The organism is Ruegeria sp. CDSA089 (assembly GCF_059612205.1).
This window is the reverse complement of sequence record NZ_JBXWQD010000004.1, coordinates 188,476-209,251: the sequence shown is the minus strand read 5'-3', so window position 1 is coordinate 209,251 and position 20,776 is coordinate 188,476. Positions and strand designations below refer to the sequence as shown.

At 56.7% G+C, this 20,776-nt stretch carries 20 protein-coding genes; 15 read left to right on the top strand and 5 right to left on the bottom strand.

Translation table 11 applies throughout. The features are described from left to right. Positions 1-2: 2 nt before the first annotated feature. The 12 genes from urtC to AC2FJ6_RS11860 all read left to right on the top strand — a co-directional run bounded on the left by urtC (position 3) and on the right by AC2FJ6_RS11860 (position 11,680). A complete protein-coding gene (gene urtC / locus AC2FJ6_RS11915) occupies positions 3-1,232 on the top strand; it encodes an urea ABC transporter permease subunit UrtC (RefSeq protein WP_170773790.1) in 1,230 nt (409 codons plus the stop codon). Beyond that, on the top strand, positions 1,229-1,969 hold the full coding sequence (gene urtD, locus AC2FJ6_RS11910) for an urea ABC transporter ATP-binding protein UrtD (RefSeq protein ID WP_496669124.1): 741 nt from the start codon (positions 1,229-1,231) through the stop codon (positions 1,967-1,969). Before urtC ends, urtD begins: the two co-directional genes overlap by 4 nt. Positions 1,970-1,972: 3 nt before the next feature. Continuing rightward, positions 1,973-2,668 carry an urea ABC transporter ATP-binding subunit UrtE gene (gene urtE / locus AC2FJ6_RS11905; protein WP_496669122.1) on the top strand — a complete coding sequence of 232 codons (696 nt, stop codon included), beginning with the start codon at positions 1,973-1,975 and terminating at the stop codon, positions 2,666-2,668. A gap of 299 nt (positions 2,669-2,967) precedes the next feature. Beyond that, complete coding sequence (locus AC2FJ6_RS11900; protein ID WP_496669120.1) at positions 2,968-3,168, top strand: Flp family type IVb pilin; 201 nt, start codon at positions 2,968-2,970, stop codon at positions 3,166-3,168. Between the two features lie 257 nt (positions 3,169-3,425). Beyond that, positions 3,426-4,313 (top strand): Flp pilus assembly protein CpaB, encoded by an 888-nt coding sequence (gene cpaB / locus AC2FJ6_RS11895; protein ID WP_496669118.1) that lies wholly within the window; start codon positions 3,426-3,428, stop codon positions 4,311-4,313. Between the two features lie 28 nt (positions 4,314-4,341). Continuing rightward, positions 4,342-5,859: a pilus assembly protein TadG-related protein gene (locus tag AC2FJ6_RS11890; RefSeq protein ID WP_170773800.1), complete on the top strand. Its 1,518-nt coding sequence runs from the start codon at positions 4,342-4,344 to the stop codon at positions 5,857-5,859. Continuing rightward, positions 5,856-6,347 carry a TadE/TadG family type IV pilus assembly protein gene (locus tag AC2FJ6_RS11885; RefSeq protein ID WP_170773802.1) on the top strand — a complete coding sequence of 164 codons (492 nt, stop codon included), beginning with the start codon at positions 5,856-5,858 and terminating at the stop codon, positions 6,345-6,347. The genes AC2FJ6_RS11890 and AC2FJ6_RS11885 overlap by 4 nt, the downstream gene beginning before the upstream one ends. Beyond that, positions 6,344-6,982: a TadE/TadG family type IV pilus assembly protein gene (locus AC2FJ6_RS11880; protein ID WP_170773804.1), complete on the top strand. Its 639-nt coding sequence runs from the start codon at positions 6,344-6,346 to the stop codon at positions 6,980-6,982. The genes AC2FJ6_RS11885 and AC2FJ6_RS11880 overlap by 4 nt, the downstream gene beginning before the upstream one ends. 11 nt (positions 6,983-6,993) lie before the next feature. Further along, positions 6,994-8,199, top strand: a complete 1,206-nt coding sequence (locus AC2FJ6_RS11875; RefSeq protein ID WP_170773806.1) for a CpaE/TadZ family protein — start codon at positions 6,994-6,996, stop codon at positions 8,197-8,199. 46 nt (positions 8,200-8,245) lie between these two features. Then, positions 8,246-9,643, top strand: a complete 1,398-nt coding sequence (locus AC2FJ6_RS11870) for a TadA family conjugal transfer-associated ATPase (RefSeq protein WP_496669116.1) — start codon at positions 8,246-8,248, stop codon at positions 9,641-9,643. A 15-nt stretch (positions 9,644-9,658) separates the two neighbouring features. Beyond that, a complete protein-coding gene (locus tag AC2FJ6_RS11865; RefSeq protein ID WP_480877511.1) occupies positions 9,659-10,684 on the top strand; it encodes a type II secretion system F family protein in 1,026 nt (341 codons plus the stop codon). Positions 10,685-10,696: 12 nt separating this feature from the next. Beyond that, positions 10,697-11,680 carry a type II secretion system F family protein gene (locus AC2FJ6_RS11860; protein ID WP_170773813.1) on the top strand — a complete coding sequence of 328 codons (984 nt, stop codon included), beginning with the start codon at positions 10,697-10,699 and terminating at the stop codon, positions 11,678-11,680. On the opposite strand, the gene AC2FJ6_RS11855 is transcribed toward AC2FJ6_RS11860, so the two are convergent. Further along, positions 11,677-12,162, bottom strand: a complete 486-nt coding sequence (locus tag AC2FJ6_RS11855; RefSeq protein ID WP_170773815.1) for an A24 family peptidase — start codon at positions 12,160-12,162, stop codon at positions 11,677-11,679. The two genes, AC2FJ6_RS11860 and AC2FJ6_RS11855, sit on opposite strands and share 4 nt — an antisense overlap. Then, positions 12,162-13,010 carry a response regulator transcription factor gene (locus AC2FJ6_RS11850; protein ID WP_480877513.1) on the bottom strand — a complete coding sequence of 283 codons (849 nt, stop codon included), beginning with the start codon at positions 13,008-13,010 and terminating at the stop codon, positions 12,162-12,164. Before AC2FJ6_RS11850 ends, AC2FJ6_RS11855 begins: the two co-directional genes overlap by 1 nt. 532 nt (positions 13,011-13,542) lie before the next feature. On the opposite strand from AC2FJ6_RS11850, the gene AC2FJ6_RS11845 reads away from it, so the two are divergent. Continuing rightward, entirely contained in the window at positions 13,543-14,889 is a 1,347-nt protein-coding gene (locus AC2FJ6_RS11845) for a substrate-binding protein (protein WP_480877515.1), read from the top strand. 178 nt (positions 14,890-15,067) lie between these two features. Here AC2FJ6_RS11845 and gph read toward each other — a convergent pair whose 3' ends face one another. Next, positions 15,068-15,742 carry a phosphoglycolate phosphatase gene (gph, locus tag AC2FJ6_RS11840; RefSeq protein WP_170773820.1) on the bottom strand — a complete coding sequence of 225 codons (675 nt, stop codon included), beginning with the start codon at positions 15,740-15,742 and terminating at the stop codon, positions 15,068-15,070. A gap of 223 nt (positions 15,743-15,965) precedes the next feature. Here gph and hemP point away from each other — a divergent pair, with 223 nt between their 5' ends. Together hemP and AC2FJ6_RS11830 are read left to right on the top strand one after the other, a co-directional pair. Beyond that, the gene (hemP, locus tag AC2FJ6_RS11835; protein WP_170773822.1) at positions 15,966-16,133 is read left to right on the top strand and encodes a hemin uptake protein HemP; all 168 of its coding nucleotides are present in this window, start codon (positions 15,966-15,968) and stop codon (positions 16,131-16,133) included. Further along, a complete protein-coding gene (locus AC2FJ6_RS11830) occupies positions 16,130-16,603 on the top strand; it encodes a hypothetical protein (RefSeq protein WP_170790707.1) in 474 nt (157 codons plus the stop codon). Before hemP ends, AC2FJ6_RS11830 begins: the two co-directional genes overlap by 4 nt. Before the next feature lie 51 nt (positions 16,604-16,654). Here AC2FJ6_RS11830 and AC2FJ6_RS11825 read toward each other — a convergent pair whose 3' ends face one another. After that, entirely contained in the window at positions 16,655-19,720 is a 3,066-nt protein-coding gene (locus AC2FJ6_RS11825) for an aminotransferase class III-fold pyridoxal phosphate-dependent enzyme (RefSeq protein ID WP_496669114.1), read from the bottom strand. Positions 19,721-19,828: 108 nt separating this feature from the next. Beyond that, positions 19,829-20,746 carry an NAD(P)-dependent oxidoreductase gene (locus AC2FJ6_RS11820; RefSeq protein WP_331252130.1) on the bottom strand — a complete coding sequence of 306 codons (918 nt, stop codon included), beginning with the start codon at positions 20,744-20,746 and terminating at the stop codon, positions 19,829-19,831. Positions 20,747-20,776: the final 30 nt, after the last annotated feature.

The window sequence follows — 20,776 nt, the reverse complement described above, 5'->3', positions numbered from 1 at the left end:
CCATGGAACGCAGCTTTGTTGCCAAAAACCCCTCGGTACTGGTCTTTCTGGCCATCCTGTCCCTGTTCACTTTGGGCGTCACCGTCCTGTCCGAAGGGTTCGGGATCGGCGTGATCTCGACCAGTTTCGTCAAGACGCTGGGCAAAACCCTGTGCCTTTGCCTGATTGCCGTAGCAATGGATCTGGTCTGGGGCTTCACCGGCATCCTTTCTCTGGGCCATTTCGCCTTTTTCGGGCTGGGCGGCTACATGATCGGCATGTGGCTGATGTATGAACGCACGCGGCTGATCGTCGTCGAGTCACTGTCGCAAGCCGAAATCCCTCCGACGTCATCCGAGGTCGTGGACGCCATCGGCACGCAGATCTTCGGTGTGGTCGGGTCGTCCGAATTCCCGTTGATCTGGGCCTTCTCGGACAGCCTGTTCCTGCAACTGGCGCTGGTCGTGCTGGTGCCGGGCCTTCTGGCGCTGATCTTCGGTTGGCTCGCTTTCCGCAGCCGTGTCACGGGTGTCTACCTGTCGATCCTGACCCAAGCGATGACTTTGGCACTGGCGCTGTACCTGTTTCAGAACGACAGTGGCTTGCGCGGCAACAATGGCCTGTCGGGCCTACAGAACCTGCCGGGTGTCACCGTCTCGCAGGACGTGGTGTCGATCTGGTTCCTTTGGGCCTCGGCACTGGCCTTGGGGCTGGGCTATTTGCTGGCGGCATGGGTGGTGTCGGGCAAGTTCGGCTCGGTCATTCGCGGCATCCGCGATAACGAGGCGCGGGTGCGGTTCCTCGGCTATTCGGTCGAGGTCTACAAGCTGGCCGTCTTCACTCTGACCGCCTGCATCGCCGCCATCGCGGGCGCACTCTATTATCCGCAGGCGGGCATTATCAACCCCGAGGAGATGGCCCCCATCGCCTCGATCTATCTGGCGGTATGGGTCGCCATCGGCGGGCGTGGTCGTCTGTATGGCGCCGTCATCGGCGCGGCGTTCGTCAGTCTGCTTAGCACATGGTTCACCGGCGGGCAGGCCCCGGACATCCCGCTGGGCTTCTATACAATCAAATGGGTTGACTGGTGGCAGGTGCTGCTGGGCGTGTCCTTCGTGCTGGTCACACTGTTCGCCCCACAAGGGATCGGGGGGCTGTTCGACCTCTGGACCAACCGCAGGGCACCGCAGCGCCACGGTGCGGCCCTGGGGCCTGATGAAAGCGCGTTGCGCGAAAAGGAGGCCACGGAATGAGCACTCTGCTAGAAGTCAGCGGCGTTTCCGTCACCTTTGACGGGTTCCGCGCCATCAACAACCTGTCGTTCCAGATCGGCAACGCGGAACTGCGCGCCGTGATCGGGCCGAACGGTGCGGGCAAGACCACTTTCATGGATATCGTCACAGGCAAAACCCGACCCGACGAAGGCCGCGTCATCTGGGGCGAGAAATCCGTTTCCCTACTGCGCATGAGTGAGGCCAAGATCGCGCAGGCCGGGATCGGGCGGAAATTCCAGAAACCCACCGTGTTCGAAGACCAGAGCGTGCAGGAAAACCTGCTGATGGCGCTGAAGAACAAACGCGGATGGTTGGGCGTGCTGTTCTACCGCCCTTCAAAGGGCGATCTGGAGAAAGTCGAGGAACTGGCCGCCGAGATCGGCTTGAAGGACGAGTTGACCCGCAAATCGGGCGAACTCAGCCACGGGCAGAAGCAATGGCTTGAGATTGGGATGCTTCTGGCACAGGAGCCGCGCTTGCTTTTGGTAGACGAACCCGCTGCCGGGATGACCCCGCAGGAACGCGAACACACCACCGATATTCTGGTGCAGGCCGCCAAGACCCGCGCCGTGGTTGTGGTGGAGCATGATATGGAGTTTGTCCGCCGTCTGAACTGCAAGGTGACTGTGTTGCACGAGGGCTCGGTTCTGGCCGAAGGCTCTCTGGACCACGTGACATCAAATCAGGACGTCATTGACGTCTATCTGGGGCGCTAGGCGATGCTGAAACTGAACGATCTGACCCTGCACTACGGGCATTCGCAAATCCTGCACGGTGTTTCGATGCAAGCCGCGCAGGGTGAGGTGACCTGCGTGATGGGCACCAATGGTGTCGGAAAGACCAGCCTGATCAAGGCAATCTCGGGCACGCATCCCCGCTCTGGCGGTACGCTGGAGCTGAATGGTGAGGCCCTCCCGCCCTTTCCGGCGCATAAAATGGCGTGGAAGGGCGTGGCATACGTTCCACAGGGGCGCGAGATCTTTCCTCTGCTGACCGTGCGCGAAAACCTGGAAACCGGCTTTGCTTGCCTGCCGTCCAGCGAACACTTTATCCCCGACGAAATTTTTGACCTGTTCCCTGTTCTCAAGAAAATGCAGAACCGCCGCGGTGGGGACCTTTCAGGCGGCCAGCAACAGCAGTTGGCCATCGCCCGCGCTTTGATCACCAAGCCCAGCCTGTTGCTGCTGGATGAGCCGACCGAGGGCATCCAGCCCAACATCATCCAGCAGATCGGCGAGGTCATTCGTCATCTGCGCTCTAAAGGTGAGATGGCGATCGTTCTGGTCGAGCAGTATTTCGATTTCGCCTATGACCTCGCCGACCGCTTCGTTGTTCTGAGGCGCGGTGAGATTTTGATGCAGGGATCGCGGCAGGAGTTGTCGCGCGAGCAGGTCCTGCAAGGCGTGACCGTGTAGCACACCCAATCCGCGAATTGGGGGCAAATGTGGCCGATCTGTGTCCTCAGATCGGCCATAAATGTGTTTGCGGTGTGAAATAAGCGGGAATCACCGGTCGAATCGCTGATTCAACGCAAGAGCAAGGTCACAAATCCGCCTTAAACGACAAAAAATTCCCGTTATACGGGAAAACCTTTTCGTTTGTGGGGAGGCTCTAAAGGTTCACGGCTGGTAAACATTTTATTAACGGGGATGCTGCCTGGTACCTCGTAAGCGTGCGGATTTCGCACTTGGTAAAACAGTCTGGAGTAAAAATTATGTCGAAAACTATTCGCAAGTTCTTTCTAAAGCTGCGTAAAGACGAGCGCGGTGCGACCCTGGTTGAATATGGTATCGCCCTGCTGGTTGCGATCGTTGCAGGTGGCGGTGTTCTGATCACTGTTGCGAACAGCACCAGTTCTAACTTTGTTGAGGCGGATGGCGCGATCACTGCGCGGAACCCCACTCCCACTCCGTAAGCTACAAGTTCAATACTCGGGTGTAGTTCAGTCCTTTGGATGACAGAGCGCTCGTTTAATAGGTCCATGGGCTGACTTTTAGGTCCAAGCTTTCAAGCTGAAAGGCGAAAAAAGAACCAACTCTCCTGAGACATGTGCTTGGGTGAGTTGAAACCGACTACTAAAAATTGCGTCAGTGTGAATGCTGATTTGCTCAGTTCGTTTGAAGATCGCCCAAACCTGACAGCCAAAGCTCACTTCGGAAATTGGAGGGCAAAATGCGCATTAAATCTTTATTGATGACTATCTTCGGCGTCGGTCTTGCAGGGGGCGCAGTGTTTTGGGCCCAAGACCAATTGGCGCGAAATCAAGCAGCCGCGGCCGATGCAAGTATCGTTCGGGTTGTTGCTGTTTCGGAAGACATTCCATTTGGGAATCCGATTGAAGGCCACAAGTTAACCACTATCGAATGGCCCGCTGAGTCGGTCCCCGTTGGAGTATTCACGAGTTTTGATGACGTGCTGCCAGCCGCAGGCGGGGAGCCTCGTCGAGCAAAGCGTGCCCTCGCGCAAGGTGAAATCCTACTCGCTTCCAAAGTCTCTGAATTTGGTGAAAAAGTGACAATTGTCCAAACAATTGGCGAAGGTAATCGCGCTATGGCGATCAGCGTGAACGCGCAAACCGGCGTTGGCGGATTTGTAACGCCGGGGGACTTCGTAGATATTGTTTTGACCCGAGGAAGGGATGCATCGCTGCGTGCCTTAACCATCCTTCAAAATATCCGCGTCATCGGTGTTGACCAAAAGGCGGATGAAGAGATCGACCAGCCCGGTATCGCGCGGACCGTCACCGTTGAGGTGACGCCGGAACAAAGCCAGCGGCTGGCTTTGGCGCAAAAAGCCGGACAGCTTAGCCTGTCTCTGCGTTCACTGGATGAGACTGAAAATAAACCTCTTGAGGCCGTTCGCCTCAGCGACATCCTGCTGGAAAAATCACCAGTCGAAGACGGTGCCCCGCAACCTGTTGTGAAAGTGCGCCGCGGTATTTCGGATATTCAGGAAGAAAAAGTGACAATTACGGCAACCGACGACGAGGTGCCGGAAGTTGAAATCACAGCATCCGAAGAAGAGGTCCCGGTCACGGATACATCAAGCACCGTGAATTGATACCAGTCAGGGTCAGGGAGGGTTAACGATGACTTTTGTTTCCAAGTTCAAGAAAGAAGAAGACGGAACGATCCTGATTTTTGTGGCACTTTGCCTGGCTATGATCCTCGGCTTCGCCGCCCTGACCTTTGACCTTGGCCGTATGGCCTCGACCCAGACCGACCTGCAGTCTTATGCCGACCATGTGGCTTTGGCCGCTGCGGGTGAGCTTGACGGCAATGCAGACGCAATTACCCGCGCTCGTACAGCCGCCGAGAACATGATCGCGGATCGCCAGTTCTTTGCCGATGGGGATCAGACGCTGGACTCGGCTGCCGATTTCAGCCTGCGCTTTCTGACCGGTTTGCCGGACCCTGCTGTCGACCCGGATGATGATGACGCGGTAGACGGGTTTTTGACCAACGATGCGAGTGCAGCCATCATGGTCGAGGTGCAAGCAACGCCGCGAACCGTTTTCCTGCCTTTTGCCCGTGGATTGGCAACGTTGTTGGGTGCTGCGGTTCCCAATGAACAAGTCGGAGCGACAGCGATTGCTGGGTATACGGGATTTGCCTGCGACGTGACCCCCTTGATGTTTTGCATTCCGGGCGGCTGGACGGCTAACGCAAATGTCGGTCAGGCTATCCAGTTGCGTACCGGTGGCAACGACTCGGCCTGGGGTCCTGGAAACTTCGGCTTTCTTGACCCTCAAGATATTGGGATCAATCCCAACGGCCCCTGTGCGGGTTTGAATGGATCAAGCCTTTATATCTGTCTTATCGCCGCCGAGGGCAACTTGACTAAGTGTGTGTCGCAGCGTGGGGTGGACACGGAACCGGGGCAACGGAACGGTATTGGTTCGGCCATCTATAACTCTCGTTTTGATTTATTCCTCGCAACGATGAACAGCTTGCGGAATGATCCGGCCTATGCCCCTGGTCCTCAAGTTATTGCTGGGTGGGAGAATCCGACCGGCCAGTGCTTGAAAAACAATCCAACGATTTCAGATGACACCATGCCGTTCCCGCGCGACGACTGTTTTGATGCCGGAAACTGCGCCACATTGGTGCCCGAAGGTGCCGGCCGCTTCGGTGATGGGGACTGGGATGATGGGAGAGCCGCCTATTTGGCGACGAACTATGGTACTGGAACAGACCCTTTAAACCCGCTGCAACCGCATCCGCTGATTGCTGATGGGACCATAAGCTTGCCTACCGGCAACACGCGCTACCAGATGTATCTGGATGAGATTACCAAGTTCGCTGGCCGTGACATTCTTGAGGGACGCAGTGAAACGGGTCGTCGGCAATGTGCGAGCACAACGAACCCTGACCCTGATCGCCGCACATTCATCGCCGCCGCTATCGATTGCGATGCCAATCCAGTTGTAGGTCGCGCCGTAGACGTGCCGGTGCAGGAATTCGTAAAAGTCTTTCTGATCCAGCCACTGGAGCAAACCTCGGGAACTGATTTCGATATCTACGTCGAAGTGGTCGAACAGGTCGGTGGCGCCGGAACCGGTATTGACGAAGGTATCTTCCGCGATGTCGTGAGGTTGTACCGGTGAAACGTTTGCTGTCCCATATCACTCGCTTCAAGCGCTGCGAATCCGGTGCCCCAATGGTTGAATTCGCCATGGTCATGCCCTTGATCCTGCTGTTTCTGGCCGTGATTATTGAAGGCGGCCGGATCACCTGGATCCATCAGGTGACTTCGGCAGGGGTGCGTGATGCTTCGCGCATGATTGCCCGAATTGCACCGCTGGATCTGTGCGCGGCTGGCACAGTCGGAACCTATGACGCGCTGGCAACGGACATTGTTCAGAACCAGCTGGGCGGGTCGACGGTCATCCCCGGCGGCGCGACAATTGTGGACGTAACACCAACCTGCATTTCGCGTTCTGGAACCTATCGGCTTGATCCGACCTCGGTTGTGGAGGTTACGGCCGATGTGCGCATTGATCTGATATTTGGCGGAATTTTTGACTTCTTTGGAGACGGGATTGGCCCGCTGAATATCCAAATCGCAGATCAAAGCAGGGTGTATGGCGTATGACCCGGGTTCCACATATCCTACAAGCCGTTGCCCGCAATCAGCGTGGTGCAGCTTTGGTCGAGCTGGCAATCGTTATACCGTTGTTTCTGTTCCTGATTTTCGGGGTCGTTGACTACGGACGTCTGTACTGGTCGACAACAGCGGCGCAAAAAGCGATGCACACGGCCGCCCGTTTGGCGACGGTGGGTCCGCCGCAATGCGGGGCGCTGCCTGCAACACATACTCTTTCCGGCGGTGCTCCTGCAAATACAAGATTTGGTGCTCTGTGCCGCAACGGCGGCATCTGCGCCGTGCCCAACCTGCCTGCGCCCTGCACGCTGGATACCTCAACCCCATACGGCGCGCGCATCTGGAACCAGATCGGTCCGCTGCTGCCGCCCGGTACAGGCCCACAGAACGTTCAGTTCACCTATTCGCATGATACCCGTCTGGGTTTCCTGGGTGGCCCCTATACCCCGGTTGTGACGGCCGATCTGATCAATGTAGATTTCAATTTCGTAATGCCGCTGGCTGGTCTGGCTGCGTTGGCCTCGGGCAATCCGGCGGTCACGTCCAATACCCCGAACAGTATTTCCCTTCCCGCGATGAGCACTTCGGTTCCTGCCGAAGACCTGGCTGTCGGGGCGGTAGAGTAAGGAGTAAGATAATGAATTCCAAGCAGATTTCAGTGTTTTTGATTTCGCCCGATGAAGAGATTTACTCGGCTATCGAAGGGTCTCTGGCGGATCAGGAGAATTGCAGCTTTACTGGTCGGAAAGAAACGGTGTCCGGCGTCAATGGAAAGGCCGCAAACCTTGCGTCTTTGCATGATGTTGTCCTGTTCGATGTCGAAGATGACGCCGATGGTGCGTTGAAGACGGCGCAGAATATCTGCGATGCGCGGATGCCAAACGCCATCATCATCGCACTGGCCCCCGAAGATCTGCCGCTGGAAAAAGCGCGGCAACTTACGAAGTTGGGCGTGGACGAGGTTTTGCCCCGCAAAGCCATCAATGAAGAAATCGTGCCGCAGGTGGATGCAATCCGCAACCGCCGTCAGGCGCAACTGCCCACCGTTTGGAGTGGACATGCAACGCTCGGCAAGGTGATCGCGGTTGCCAAGTCGCGTGGCGGCGTCGGCTCTTCGCTGGTGGCCGCGAATATGGCCAACGAGTTGCAGGCCAAAGAGGGTTTCTTCAAGAAGAAAGCGACCAACGAGGTTGCGGTTGTGGATCTGGATTTCCAGTTCGGCTCGATCGCGGCGCTGATGGACGTGGAAGAAAGCGACGCGATGTGGCGCATGGCGATGGATGAAAGCATCCCCGACGGTGCGTTTCTGGAACAGGCTATGGTCAAGGCACCCTGCGGTGTTGACGTTCTGGCTGCACCCTCGCGCTACGGCCCGCTGTCAGCCATTCAGGAAGACCAGATCACGGCAATTCTGGATAACCTGAAGCGGACTCATGACTATGTGGTCGTCGATCTGCCGCGGGCCCTGGTGGAATGGATCACTCCGGTGCTGACACAGGCCGACAGGCTGTATCTGGTCACGGATGTCGCCGTCCCGTCGGTGCGGTCGGCCCGCAAACTGATGGATTTCTATCAAAGCGAGAACCCCGCCATCGATATCCAACTTGTGGCGAGCCTTGAAAAGAAACCTCTGTTGCCCGCAGCCCATCACCGCGCAGCGGCGAAGTTGCTGGAACAGGATTTTGCCCATTGGGTGCCCAAGGATGACCGCACGGTTCGTGAATCCGTGGACCGGGGCATCCCGTTGCAAGATGTTTCCAACCGTGCGCCGGCAACGCGGGCAATCAAAAAACTGGCCGATGATGCGCGCGCTGCTATGCCGCCGCGTGTTAACAACTCGTAATCGCATATCCGCAGACGTGAAGTGAAAAGTAGTAAAGGTTAAGAACATGTTTCGTGAATTTGACAGGACAGGTCGCACAACTTCGAACACCGCTAAGGTCGTTCCGCTGGATACGAAGCAGGTTTCTGATAAAGCTTCGGATAACGTTGTGTTTGAAGCCGAGAAATTGGCGACCAAGCATGCCAGAGAGATGGACCGCATCGACCTGAAAGCGCGGATGCACAATTCGCTGCTGGACAAGCTGAACCTGGCGGTGATCGACAAAGTTGAAGAAGATACGCTGCGCGGTGAGATCGGCAAACATGCCACCGAACTGTTGCGCCACGAAGGCCGCGCCATGCGCAGCGAAGAGGTCAAGCAACTGGTCGAAGAGCTGATGCATGAGGTTTTGGGCCTTGGCCCGCTCGAGCCATTGCTTGCCGATCCGACGATCAACGATATCCTCGTCAACGGTCATCAACAGATTTTTGTGGAACGCTCTGGTATTCTTGAGAAAACCTCGGCCCGGTTCCGGGATGAGCGTCATCTTCTGCGCATCATCGACAAGATCGTCAGCCGCGTAGGTCGCCGCATCGACGAACGTCAGCCTTGGGTGGACGCGCGTCTTGAGGATGGCAGCCGTGTGAACGCGATCATTCGGCCCTGTGCGTTGGACGGCCCGGCCCTGTCCATCCGTAAGTTTGCCCGCGTACCGCTGACCATGCAGCGCCTTGTGAACAATGGCGCGCTGAATGAAAGTGCTGCGGCGCTGCTGCAAGGGCTGGTCGAAGCCAAGATGAACATTCTGATCTCGGGCGGTACCGGGTCCGGTAAAACGACGATGCTGAACGCTCTTTCGACTTATATTGGTGGAAACGAGCGGATCGTGACCATCGAAGACGCCGCTGAATTGCAACTGCAACAGGAACATGTGCTGCGCATGGAAACTCGCCCTGCTGGTTTGGATGGAACCGGTGCTGTTGCGCAGCGTGATCTGGTTCGAAATGCGCTGCGGATGCGTCCCGATCGTATCGTGGTGGGCGAGGTACGTGGTTCTGAAGCGTTCGACATGTTGCAGGCCATGAACACCGGCCATGATGGCTCGATGACGACGGTTCACGCTAACAGCCCGCGCGACGCGCTGTCGCGTGTAGAGCAGATGGTTCAGATGGGTGGTATGGAACTGCCGCACTCGGCCATCCGCGCGACCATCGCGTCGGCCATCCACTTCGTGTTGCAGCTTAACCGTCTGTCCGACGGGACCCGCCGCGTCACTTCGATCGCAGAAGTGACCGGTATGGAAGGTGAGATCGTCACCATGCAGGATATCTTTGTCTTCAAACGCGAAGGCAAGGACGAGAACGGTAAGGTTAAGGGGCGCTTCATACCAACGGGCATCCGCCCGAAATCAAGCGATGCGCTGGCCGCTGCGGGTATCGATCTGTCCTCGATCCAGTTCAATTAAGGGAGGACCGGCAAAATGGAACAGCTTCGCGCATTCATCGAGAACCTGGACCTCAGCGCAATTGTTGGTCCGGAAATGGAAGTCGCCGGATTTGATGTTCGGTTCGTGCTGGCCTTGGCCATCTTTGTCGGTGCATTGATCGCTTTCGAAGGGATCCGGCAGTTTGCCCGCCGTGGTGAAAACCGGGACGAGGCGATCAATCGCCGTATCCAAATGCTGAACGAAGGCAAGACGGGGGAGGATGTCCTCAATCTGCTCAAACCTCAGGAGGCGCGTCCGTTCCTGCGCAACTTCCCCTTTGTGGGGGATTTGCCCGCCGCCTTAAAAGCGGCTGGCCTGAACATGGTGCCCGAGATGTTTCTGCTCGGGTGTGGTGTTGCCTTCCTGATCTGTGCCATTGGCGGCTCGACAATTGCGAACCCGATTCAAGTTGTGGCATTGTCCGCTTTCGTCTTCCTGATCGCTCCCTTGATGCTTTTGGGCGCGACTTTGAACCAGCGTAAGGCGAACCTGCTGAAACAGTTGCCGGATGCACTGGATCTGATGTCTCGGGGCTTGAAGGTTGGTCATCCTTTGAACACCACCCTGCAAAGTGTGGCAGAAGAAATGCCGGATCCGATTGGAACGGAATTTGGGTTGGTTGTCGATCAGGTTGCCTTTGGCGAAGAACTGACGACGGCCATGAAAAGTATGGCTGATCGGATTGATGAGGAAGACGTCCGGTACCTGGCCGTTGCGCTGATGATGCAGCATGGCACAGGCGGTGATCTCGCCGGAATTCTGCGGACCCTGGCCCGCGTGATCCGTGCACGACTTTCGTTGCGTCGCAAGATCAAGGCCATTTCGGCCGAAGGACGCATGACCGCCTATATCTTGTCCGCTATCCCGGTCGCAATTGCGGTATTCATGACGATCCTGACCCCATCTTACTATGGCGACGTTATGGACGCTCCAGCATTTTGGCCCGTCATGGGAGCCATTGCAGTGGCAATCGTCCTGAACGCCATCGTCATGTTCAGACTCGTGAATTTCCGGATATAAGGAGGATTTACGATGGAATTCATAAATTCTTTGCTTCAAAACAACATTGTTTTACAGATCCTGATTTTCGGCCTGGTTCTGATTGGCGCGGTTGTAGCCTTCTTCGGCATCTCATCCTCGTTGAGCGAACGGTCGACCGCAGCTGAGCGGATGCTGCCCAGTCGCCCACGTCAAAATCTGGCGCGCGCGAATATCGATCGAGGGGAAGACCCCGAGCCGACTGGCCTGAGCGCAGCGCTGATCCCGGCGGACGCCAGTGTTCGTTTCGAAGTTGGTCAGGTTCTGGCGCAATCCGGTTTCCGTGGCAAGAACGCGATCGCCGGCTACTATATGATCCGTCTGGGTCTGGCGACGTCTCTACCGTTGCTCTTTATCCTGCTGTTGAACTGGCAGCCGCCGACCAGATTTGGCGCGTCCATTTCAGAATATATGTCCGGCCTGGACCTGATCGCGATACTTCGCAACGTTGCATTGCTGTGCGGGCTGGGATTTTTTGGCCCACACTACTGGATGAACGCGCGCATCAAGGAGCGCCGTCGCAAGATGGAAAATGCGTTCCCGAACATGCTGGATCTTCTGCAGATCGGGGTTGAGGCTGGGATGGGCTTTGATCAGGCGTTGCTGAAAGTAGCCGTAGAGATGCAGTTGGTCTCTCCCGAGATGTCCGAAGAGATTTTGATTGCGCTCAGCGAAATTCAAGCTGGCCGCGACCGGGACACCGCATTGATGCGTATGGCCCGTCGGACTGGGATTGAGGAAATGAGCTCATTTGTGAGTGTCGTTCTGCAATCGACCCGCTTTGGTGTGCCGTTGGCTTCGGCTTTGACGACTTACGCAAACGAAATGCGGGAGTTGCGCGAGCTGCGAGCGCAGGAATTGGCCAACAAATTGCCGGTAAAGATGTCAGCGGTTATGGCATTCCTCATGCTGCCAGCGATTGCGGGTTTGATCCTTGCACCGATTTTCATCCGCTATGCTGAAGCGTTTGGGAACTAAACGTTGAAAACCGACATCGCAATCATGGCCAAGCCTGACGCCCCTATGGCGATGCCCATCGGAAACTCTCGTGATTGCGCTGTCGACTCGAATTTGGGGGACAAACGCTTGGCGTAGCGACGAAAGAGGGACATCCCGATCAAACCCAGAGCCATGGCCGCGGAAAATACAATCATGTATGTGGGCACGACGCTTGGGGGCATGGCCAAAAAAATGACTGGCAACATCTTTGCGTCCCCTCCACCCAGCCAGTTGATCGCAAATAGCCCCAGGCAGATAAGAAAACACGCCCCGCCGATTAGCAAACGGATCAGCAATTCGTTCCAGTCCAAGAAAGGGGCGGCGACAACGCATAGTGCTAGGCCAATTAAGCAGTATAGGTTCGGGATACGAAGTTGGGTGAAATCGGTCCATGCGATCGCCACGAACAGCGGGGCGAACAGCCAAAGCGAGATCCAGTTTTGCCAGTCTAGTTGTGGCATTAAGCCCTTGCTTGATGCTGCTTCCCATGCAGAGCTTCACGCTCTTCAACGGATACTAGCCGACGGGCCAGCATATGGAAGTTGTCCAGACCTGTTTTGGAATAGATATGCTTGAGGTGTGTCCTGACAGTAGCAGCGCCAATGTCCAACTCGGCGCCAATAGCCTGCGAGGACAATCCTCGAGATACCAGTACACAGACCCGCCACTCAGCCCGCGTCAGGCCAGTCGGGTTGTCGGTGCTGAGAATCGCAACGTTTTCCGTGCTACTTTTCCGAATGGTCGCAACCGACTGGCGCGACAGCGCTTCGGTTACCAGACCGGGACGGCGACTTTGGAATGTTTCGGACAATTGGGGTGCAATTTGTTCAATTGCCTCTTTGAAACCCGGTTCCGGGTTGCGCCCGAAATGCAGCTCTAAGAAGTCAATCTCACCGCCCTGGTGATCAAGACAGACAAACAGAATTTCCGAAAGGCTGCGATGTGAAATCCACTCGGTCAGGACGGGGGAAAGATCGCTCGGGTCTTCGCCATCTTCAACCAGACTAAAGACCGAGGCCCGCTTGGGCATATTGCGAAACGGCCCCAACGCGTCATTCGCGAAAGACAGGAATAGAGGACGGCAATGGGCAGGATCTCGGGTGTCAGCCCTGGCGGCAACGCGATGAGAACCCTTGTTCAGCCACAGACGGCTGATTACGGCGCATTCGGCGCCAAATGCTTCGGCAATACCATTCAGCGCGGCGTCCAATACAAGACCGCCCTGACTCCAATGAATGAAATTGATGATCGCTCTGGCATGTTGCGCGTTTGGCAGCCACGCACCGCTATGAGCTTTCCCCCCAATCATGAGTTACCGTTCCACACTGGTTAAAACAACTTACTGGCTAATGGCACGAATTGTATTTTCGCCTCAACCGATTCTTCAATAGTCCAAAAATCCTACCAATTGTACATGAACCGAAAATTAACAATACATAAATCCTGACTGTGCATCTAATCATGTGTCTTATTGGTCGTAAGTCGGAGACAAACGGTTGTAAAGTATCGAAATGTGTCTTTGGAAGTCTCAATCAGAGATGCGTTCTATGCCCAGATATGGCGGCTCTCGCGTTAAAATTTGAACAAAATGGTTGCCGTGGCGTCGTTTCTCAAAGCGAAAGGCAGTTGGCACAAACCTTGATATTCTTAATGGAAATAGAGAGATAGCTGCGCTCCAGTCAGAGAACCCTGCTGACCTGGTGTGTTGTCATTGACGAGAGAGTGTTTCGAGGGCAGCTCGATGCTTTGAAACTGTTTTCTTGCACAACTCTGCGATGCCCCTCAGTTTCGGCTGTGACTGGATAGGTTTGACGGCATGACACGGGGAATGGAAAGAGTGGATGAGTAACAAATCTGTCACACGTCGCTACACGCTGACCGGTGGAGTCGTAGCGAGCACCGGCCTTGCGTTGCCTATGATCTTTCCCGCCTCGTCCTCTGATGCTTTCACGAATGCACCAAACGGAAGCACGGTTACGTTCGGCTTCAACGCTACTTTGTCTGGACCCTACGCAGAGGAAGGCAATGACCAGTTGCGCGGACAGAAACTGGCCGTCGAGCATCTTAATGGCCAAGGAGATGGCGGGTGCCTGAATACTTTTTCCTCGCGGGCTCTGTCCGGGAATGGTGTTTTGGGCAAGAAAGTCACGCTTGTCGTGGCAGATTCAGAAGGCAAGGCGTCCAAGGCGCATTCTTCTGCCAAGGCAATGATAAATTCCGATGGCGCAGTGATGCTGAATGGCGGATCGACGTCGGGCGAGGCCATTGCGGTTCAGAATTTATGCCAAGACGCGGGCGTGATCTTCATGGCTGGCCTGGCCCATGCAAATGACCTCACGGGTAAGGAGAAGAAAGCCAATGGTTTCCGCAATTACTTCAATGCCTATATGACGGGTGCCGCCCTTGCTCCGGTTTTGAGGGCTGAGCTGGGCACGGACCGCCGTGCTTATCATCTGAGTGCTGACTACAATTGGGGCTGGTCCCAGGAAGAGGCGATTGTTGCCTCGACCGAAGCGTTGGGATGGCAAACAATCAATCGGGTCAAAACCCCTCTGACATCGACGGAATTCACGACATATATCGCGCCGATTCTGAACTCGGGCGCGGATGTTCTGATCCTGAACCACTATGGTGCCAACCTGGAGGATTCGTTGGCCAGCGCGTTGCAATTCGGTTTGTTGGACAAGGTCGTGAATGGCAAGGATTTCAAGATTGTCGTCCCGGTACTTTCCGATCTCATGGCCGCGAAGGCGGGTGCGACTATCGAGGGCGTGCTGGGTTCGGTGAATTGGAGCTGGCAGCTGCAGGATAAAGGGACAAAGGCGTTCGTGTCGTCCTTTCAGGAAGCATATGGCTTCCCGCCTTCGATCGCGGCACAGACCGGCTATTCTCAGGTTTTGCTTTATGCCGATGCAGTCGAACGGGCGGGAACCTTCAACCCATGTGGTGTTGTCGAAGCTCTCGAAGATTTCGAGTTTGACGGTTTGGGTAATGGGCCAAGCTGGTACCGTGGTGCGGATCACCAGTGTTTCAAAGACGTACTTGTTGTGCAGGGACGTGATAGCCCGACCGACCCTTATGACAGGCTGGAAGTCGTCGATGTTACCCCAAGGGCGCAGGTCGAATATGACCCTCAGCATCCGATGTTTTCTGGTGGCCAGTTAGGAAAGTGCAATCCGGGCGCATAATTGACGCACAAGAATTTTCGACGAAAATTCTCTGTCTCGCCGAATACGGGAAACCCCCAATATCTTCGGAGGGCGCGGGCGGTTAACTCTAGTTCATCCAAGGTTATACCGAGGACAATCCACTTCCCCGGATGAGGGGCTGGCTACTTTCCCCCTCGGCCGGCCCTTCATTTTCGGGTCAGGCTGTTTCTTCCAACATCGTCAGCGACGCCCTCACCGCTGACGGCAATTCTATCGCTTGGTCATAGCTGAGCATGTGGGGGATCTCGTCAATCGATGATTTGCGATAGCCTTTCGTGAATAGCAGGAATGGAACCTTTGCGCGTTGCGCTGTTTCCGCATCGACCTCGCTGTCGCCGATGAACAAGCGCGGACCGGTTTGAGGGATCGCGTCAAAGCTGGCGTGCAGATGGGCGGGGTCGGGTTTGCGGGTGTTCAGCGTATCGCCGCCGAAAACGGTATTGAAAAATTGCGACAGCCCTAGCGCGTCCAGGATGTGGCGAGCCGGGGCCTCGGGCTTGTTGGTGCAGATGCCAAGTACGCAGCCCATTTGCTGCAATTGGGCCAAAGCCTCCGGTACGCCCGGGTAGACAACGGTCTGCGCACTGGAGGCCGCCCCGTAGTAGTCCAGAGTTCGTTTGGCCAATTCGCTGTGGCGGTCTAGCGGTATGTCGCAGTGGCCCATCACACGCTCAACCAGTTTCGGCAGGCCGTTGCCCACGAATTTCTGGATGATCTCCTGCGGCAGCGCGGGTTTGCCTTCGTCGCCCAGCATCCGGTTCGCCGCTGCGGCGATATCGGGCAAGCTGTCAATCAGCGTACCATCCAGGTCGAACATCAGCGTTGCGGTCATTGAAACCTCGGTCGTTGAAATTGTTCTGTCAGACCTAGCCTTTTCGCAATTTCAGCGCAATTCCACACTCTTGGTTGCAGCGTATAGATTGCCGCTTGACATACCTGAGTAAAATAATCAGATTATCCAGCAAGACACACAGCCAACCCGGAATCGGGTCAGCCATCCCAAAAAATGAGAACAGAAATCGGCCTTTCGCCCGTGACCCTCTGGAGTTGACCTGATGAATGTGCAGAACCCGAACCCGACGCAATCCTACCCCGTATCGATGCTGCCGGCACACAAGGCCGAAGAGCTGACCAAAGGCGGGAACCTTGCTCATATCGCGTTGGGCGACCAGCTTTACACCCTGCGCATTACACGCGCGGGCAAGCTGATCCTGACTAAATGACCGCCTCGTTATCACGCGGAGGGGCGGCGGTTGGAAAGCTGTCCGATCTCAGCCCGATCGAGGCCAGCGCGGTCCTGTACCTGCGGCTTTGGGGCGACGCAACGGCGCGCAAAGATATCGCCTGCAAGATCGGGGTCGACCTTGGCACCGGACCTGAAGCTGTTGCAATGATGACCATTGATCGACTGTGTGCGCTCTGTGCGCATCACGGGCGACGCCCTTTGATCCGTCATCAGGTTGGGTGTTCCTGTCTTGGCGCGGATGAGAACTGTTTTGCGCAGATGATCGCTGCGGCCTCGGAAGGGGCGCGCGAGGACGCGATGATGATGGCGACACTGATTGTCCGGCCGGACTTTGCCCCCGCACTTACCGCCTTGTCCGAAGAGCTGGGTCTGGCGCTGCGCCGGATGACCGCGCCGCAACCTCTGCCCTCAACCGGGCATCTATCCCCCTCGGCCGCGTTGCATTGACAGCGATGCCGATCCAGACCTCTGGTCATTTCTGGCCAGCGGTCTGATCGTTCAGCAGCACCCGCAGCCGGCATGGTGGTGATCATGATCACATGTTGGGGCAGGGGCATAGTCGCCCACCTCGGCCAAAACATTCCCCAATGCCCACAGAATCATGTCAACGTCCTCGGCCTCGATTGTCAGAGGCGGTCGGATTTTGAGGATATTGTCTTTGGGCCCTTCGCTGCCGATTAGAATGCGATGATCGCGCATCCGGTTCTTGACGTATTTGCAGATCTCGGTGCCCTCGGAGCCGTCTGAGTTGATCAACTCGACCCCCAGAAACAGGCCCATGCCCCGCACATCGCCGACACAACCGAAATCGGCCTCGATCCTGCGCAACCCGTCCATCAGCCGTCCGCCCATCACGCGGGCATTGTCCTGCAGCCCCTCGTCATCGACGATGTCCAGCACCTCTTTCCCGATCCGGCAAGACAAGGTCGATCCGCCGAAGGTCGAGAAGAACTCGATCCCGTTGTCAAAGCTTTGTGCGATTTCCCTGGTCGTGACCAACACGCCCAAGGGGTGCCCGTTGCCGATCGGTTTGCCCATCACCACGATATCGGGTAGCGCGCCCTGGTGCTCAAAGCCAAAGTAGTACTCACCCAGACGCCCCAGTCCGGTCTGCACCTCATCGGCGATACACACCCCTCCGGCGGCGCGGATTTTTTCGTAGACTGCGGGCAGATATCCTTTGGGAGGGATGATCTGACCCCCGACCGAGGGGAAGGTCTCGGCGATGAAACCGGCGATGCCGTGGCCCTTGTCCTGCAAAGCGGCAATCGCAGGGTCCACAAAATTCGCGAATTTTGTGGCGCGGTCGGGATCGTCGCGCTTGAACGATCCACGATAGTCGTTGGCCACTTCAACCAGTTCGACCCAATCCGCCTGACCCACGCCACCAGGCTTGTTGAACTTATAGGCCGAGATCGCAACCGCCGCATTCGTATTGCCATGATAGCCGTGATCGGGTGTCACGATCCCTTTGGCCCCGGTATGTGCGCGGGCCAGCCGCAGGGCCAGTTCGTTCGCCTCGGTGCCGGAGTTCACAAAGAAACAGACTTCAAGGTGATCAGGCAATTTCGACAGCACCTTATCGGCAAATTCGGTCTGCGCCGGGTGCAGATAGCGAGTGTTCGAGTTCATGCGCCGCAACTGATCAGACGCCACCGCTTGAATGCGTGGATGCGCGTGGCCTACATGGGGGACGTTGTTATAGGCGTCCAGATAGGGGCGACCCCATTCATCGAATAGGTGGTGCTTCCAACCGCGCACCAGCATGACTGGGTCGTCATAGGTCAGGCTCAGATTGCCTCCAAAGTGGTCGCGCCGCCCCTGCAGAATCGCGTGTTTGTCGGTCGGCTGATAAAACACCTTGTCATCGGGCAGGTTCAGCAGCGCCGCCGGGTTGGGGCAAACCGCGTGCCACAGCTCCATCTCATCCGGGTCGCCCACGCCGGGCCAGTCGCTTTGCATCCCGTCGGTGGTCATTGCCAGTTGAAAATGAACGTGTGGGGCCCAGCTGCCGTTCTGCTTGGCATCCCCCAACCGCGCGAACGCTGCGCCCTGCGCCACCGGATCACCGGGCTTCAGTCGATCACATACCTCGGGGTCGAGATGACCATACAGCGTATAGAACGCATCCCCTTCGGGCGTTTCATGATGCAGGATCACCACGCCGCCATAGTCCAGATGAGTATCGCGGTTCTCGACCGCCTCAACCCGCCCGCTGACCGGAGCATGCAACACGGTAGCCGCCGGGGCAAAGACGTCTACGGCCAAATGCACCGTGCGCCGGTCAGAGGCCTTCCATGGCCCCTTGCGGAACCCGGGTTCGGCATAGATCAGGCGCGGCTCGTTATAGTAGCCCAGCCACAGGCCTTCGCCATATTCCTCACCTACGCGCGCGGCCTCGGCCAAGGGCATGTGGAACGGGTTTTGCGGCCAGACGCAGTTTTCAACCGACAGCGACCCCATCGGCACGTCACTCAGATCCTGTCCGAAAATCGGGGCGAACTGCCCTCGATGTTCGGTTAGGTAAGCGTGGACCCGTTCGGCCCCATCGGTCACAGGCAACCCGCAGGCCACGCGCAACCGCGCGCCCATCAAGCCGCCATTGACCGTATCATTTTCCAGAAACCGCCAGGCAGGGGCCTGGCTAATTGTCACATAGGGATCATTTGGGTTCTCAATTGCCATCAAGGTCGAGTTTACGACCGACACCGCCAACCGCATCCGCAACAGCGGCCAGATCAGATCAACCTCATCTGCCCGCAATCGATTGGCCGCATGATACCCTCGTACCAAAGCGGCCAGCGCTCTCTCAGGCTGTGGGTGGTCTAGAACGATATAGGCACCAGCGATCGCCAGATCACAAATCCGGGGTGCCGCGCACATGTCCCCAAGATCAATTAAGCCTGCGATAGATTGGCGCTGCCCTAATTCTCCCTCAACCAAAATGTTGTAGTCATTGGCATCGTTGTGGATGGCTTGTCTCGGAAGGTCGTTCAAAGTCTCCCGGACAGTGTCGAACTCTGCGCAAATGTCGGACAATAACAAGTGGCGCGCGGCGTCACTGATCGTATCCAGATGATCCGCAATCCAACTGGCTTGCATCAGGTCCCATTTGAAACCCGCGCGATGCAAACCCTCGTGATCGAACCGCTCAAGCGCTCGGTCGGTCGCTCCCAGAACTCGGCCCAGTTTCAGGATCAATTCCTCGGATTTAGGCGCGGCGTTGGCGTAACACGAACCCGGCAAACATTCGAGCAGCCACACCAGCCGGGGGTTTTCGTCCTGATCCGTAATCTGGGGCAATAGCCTCCCATTCAAATCGCTAAGCACCTTGGGAAACGGGAGTCCGGGCGCTTCCGAGGCCAGATGCTCCAACGCCTTGATCTGCAAGTCCACCAGCCCGGCCTCGCATCCTGGCCGCATAACCTTCAGAACATAATCCTGCCCATTGGTCGCCCGCGCCAAGAAGTTCAGATCATATTCGCCATCCAGCCGGGTCAGCTTGGCGTCCAATCCCCATTGCGTCCGCAACGCGGCCGCCCAGAACACAGTTATATCGTCCATTCCAAACCCTGACCCGCGCAAAACGGGATCCTCTTCATCTGGCCAAAAATATCCTTGGGGGGAATCGCGCCCCGGCGCGATGGGGGGCAGACCGCCCCCCTTTCCCTATCACCCCAAAGCGCGCAACCGCTTGATCAGCGAGGACGTATCCCACCGTCCCCCGCCCAGTTTCTGCACATCCTTGTAGAACTGATCGACCAAGGCTGTCACCGGCAGCGAGGCTCCGGTCTCATCCGCGGTATCAAGGCAAATCCCCAAATCCTTGCGCATCCAGTCGACAGCAAAACCATGGTCGAAATGATCGTCCAGCATCGTCTCATAGCGATTGGCCATCTGCCAGCTGCCGGCCGCCCCCTGGCTGATCACTTCAACAACCGATCGCCCGTCCAACCCGGCCTTTTCCGCGAAATGCAGCGCCTCGCTCAGACCTTGCACCAATCCGGCAATGGCAATCTGGTTGCACATCTTGGTCATCTGACCTGCGCCGCTTTCGCCGATACGGCGACAGATTTTGGAATAGACCTGCATCACCGGTTCTGCCGCATCATAAGCCGCCTGATCTGCGCCGCACATGATTGACAAGACCCCATTCTCAGCCCCCGCCTGACCGCCTGAGATCGGAGCATCAACAAACGCAATACCTGCGGCTTTTCCGGCCTCGTAAAGCTCACGCGTGACTTTGGCGGATACGGTTGTGTGATCAACAAATATCGACCCTTCGGACATACCGTGAAACGCGCCGTCCGGGCCATTGCAGACCATGCGCAGATCGTCGTCATTGCCGACGCAGGCCATGACAAAGGCTGCCGCCTCAGCGGCTTCGCGTGGTGTCGCCGCCATCGAGCCACCATGCTGGGCGACCCAAGCCTCAGCTTTGGCTGTGGTGCGATTATAAACGGTGACGTCGTGACCGGCGGCTTGCAAATGGCCGGCCATCGGATAGCCCATTACACCTAAACCCAAAAACGCGACTTTTGCCATGTGGAGATCCTCTCTGCTGTCCGATACCCACCTAGCGCAGCAGATCGGAATGTTTAGCAGAGACAAAGCAAAGCT

What these genes read in the sequence shown, in the direction of transcription:
- urtD (WP_496669124.1), top strand. Translation starts at nt 1,229, where the DNA reads ATGAGCACTCTGCTAGAAGTCAGCGGCGTTTCCGTCACCTTTGACGGG.
- gph (WP_170773820.1), bottom strand. Translation starts at nt 15,742, where the DNA reads ATGACCGCAACGCTGATGTTCGACCTGGATGGTACGCTGATTGACAGC.
- urtC (WP_170773790.1), top strand. Translation starts at nt 3, where the DNA reads ATGGAACGCAGCTTTGTTGCCAAAAACCCCTCGGTACTGGTCTTTCTG.
- AC2FJ6_RS11855 (WP_170773815.1), bottom strand. Translation starts at nt 12,162, where the DNA reads ATGCCACAACTAGACTGGCAAAACTGGATCTCGCTTTGGCTGTTCGCC.
- urtE (WP_496669122.1), top strand. Translation starts at nt 1,973, where the DNA reads ATGCTGAAACTGAACGATCTGACCCTGCACTACGGGCATTCGCAAATC.
- hemP (WP_170773822.1), top strand. Translation starts at nt 15,966, where the DNA reads ATGAATGTGCAGAACCCGAACCCGACGCAATCCTACCCCGTATCGATG.
- AC2FJ6_RS11825 (WP_496669114.1), bottom strand. Translation starts at nt 19,720, where the DNA reads ATGGACGATATAACTGTGTTCTGGGCGGCCGCGTTGCGGACGCAATGG.
- AC2FJ6_RS11865 (WP_480877511.1), top strand. Translation starts at nt 9,659, where the DNA reads ATGGAACAGCTTCGCGCATTCATCGAGAACCTGGACCTCAGCGCAATT.
- cpaB (WP_496669118.1), top strand. Translation starts at nt 3,426, where the DNA reads ATGCGCATTAAATCTTTATTGATGACTATCTTCGGCGTCGGTCTTGCA.
- AC2FJ6_RS11890 (WP_170773800.1), top strand. Translation starts at nt 4,342, where the DNA reads ATGACTTTTGTTTCCAAGTTCAAGAAAGAAGAAGACGGAACGATCCTG.
- AC2FJ6_RS11860 (WP_170773813.1), top strand. Translation starts at nt 10,697, where the DNA reads ATGGAATTCATAAATTCTTTGCTTCAAAACAACATTGTTTTACAGATC.
- AC2FJ6_RS11900 (WP_496669120.1), top strand. Translation starts at nt 2,968, where the DNA reads ATGTCGAAAACTATTCGCAAGTTCTTTCTAAAGCTGCGTAAAGACGAG.
- AC2FJ6_RS11875 (WP_170773806.1), top strand. Translation starts at nt 6,994, where the DNA reads ATGAATTCCAAGCAGATTTCAGTGTTTTTGATTTCGCCCGATGAAGAG.
- AC2FJ6_RS11880 (WP_170773804.1), top strand. Translation starts at nt 6,344, where the DNA reads ATGACCCGGGTTCCACATATCCTACAAGCCGTTGCCCGCAATCAGCGT.
- AC2FJ6_RS11845 (WP_480877515.1), top strand. Translation starts at nt 13,543, where the DNA reads ATGAGTAACAAATCTGTCACACGTCGCTACACGCTGACCGGTGGAGTC.
- AC2FJ6_RS11850 (WP_480877513.1), bottom strand. Translation starts at nt 13,010, where the DNA reads ATGATTGGGGGGAAAGCTCATAGCGGTGCGTGGCTGCCAAACGCGCAA.
- AC2FJ6_RS11870 (WP_496669116.1), top strand. Translation starts at nt 8,246, where the DNA reads ATGTTTCGTGAATTTGACAGGACAGGTCGCACAACTTCGAACACCGCT.
- AC2FJ6_RS11830 (WP_170790707.1), top strand. Translation starts at nt 16,130, where the DNA reads ATGACCGCCTCGTTATCACGCGGAGGGGCGGCGGTTGGAAAGCTGTCC.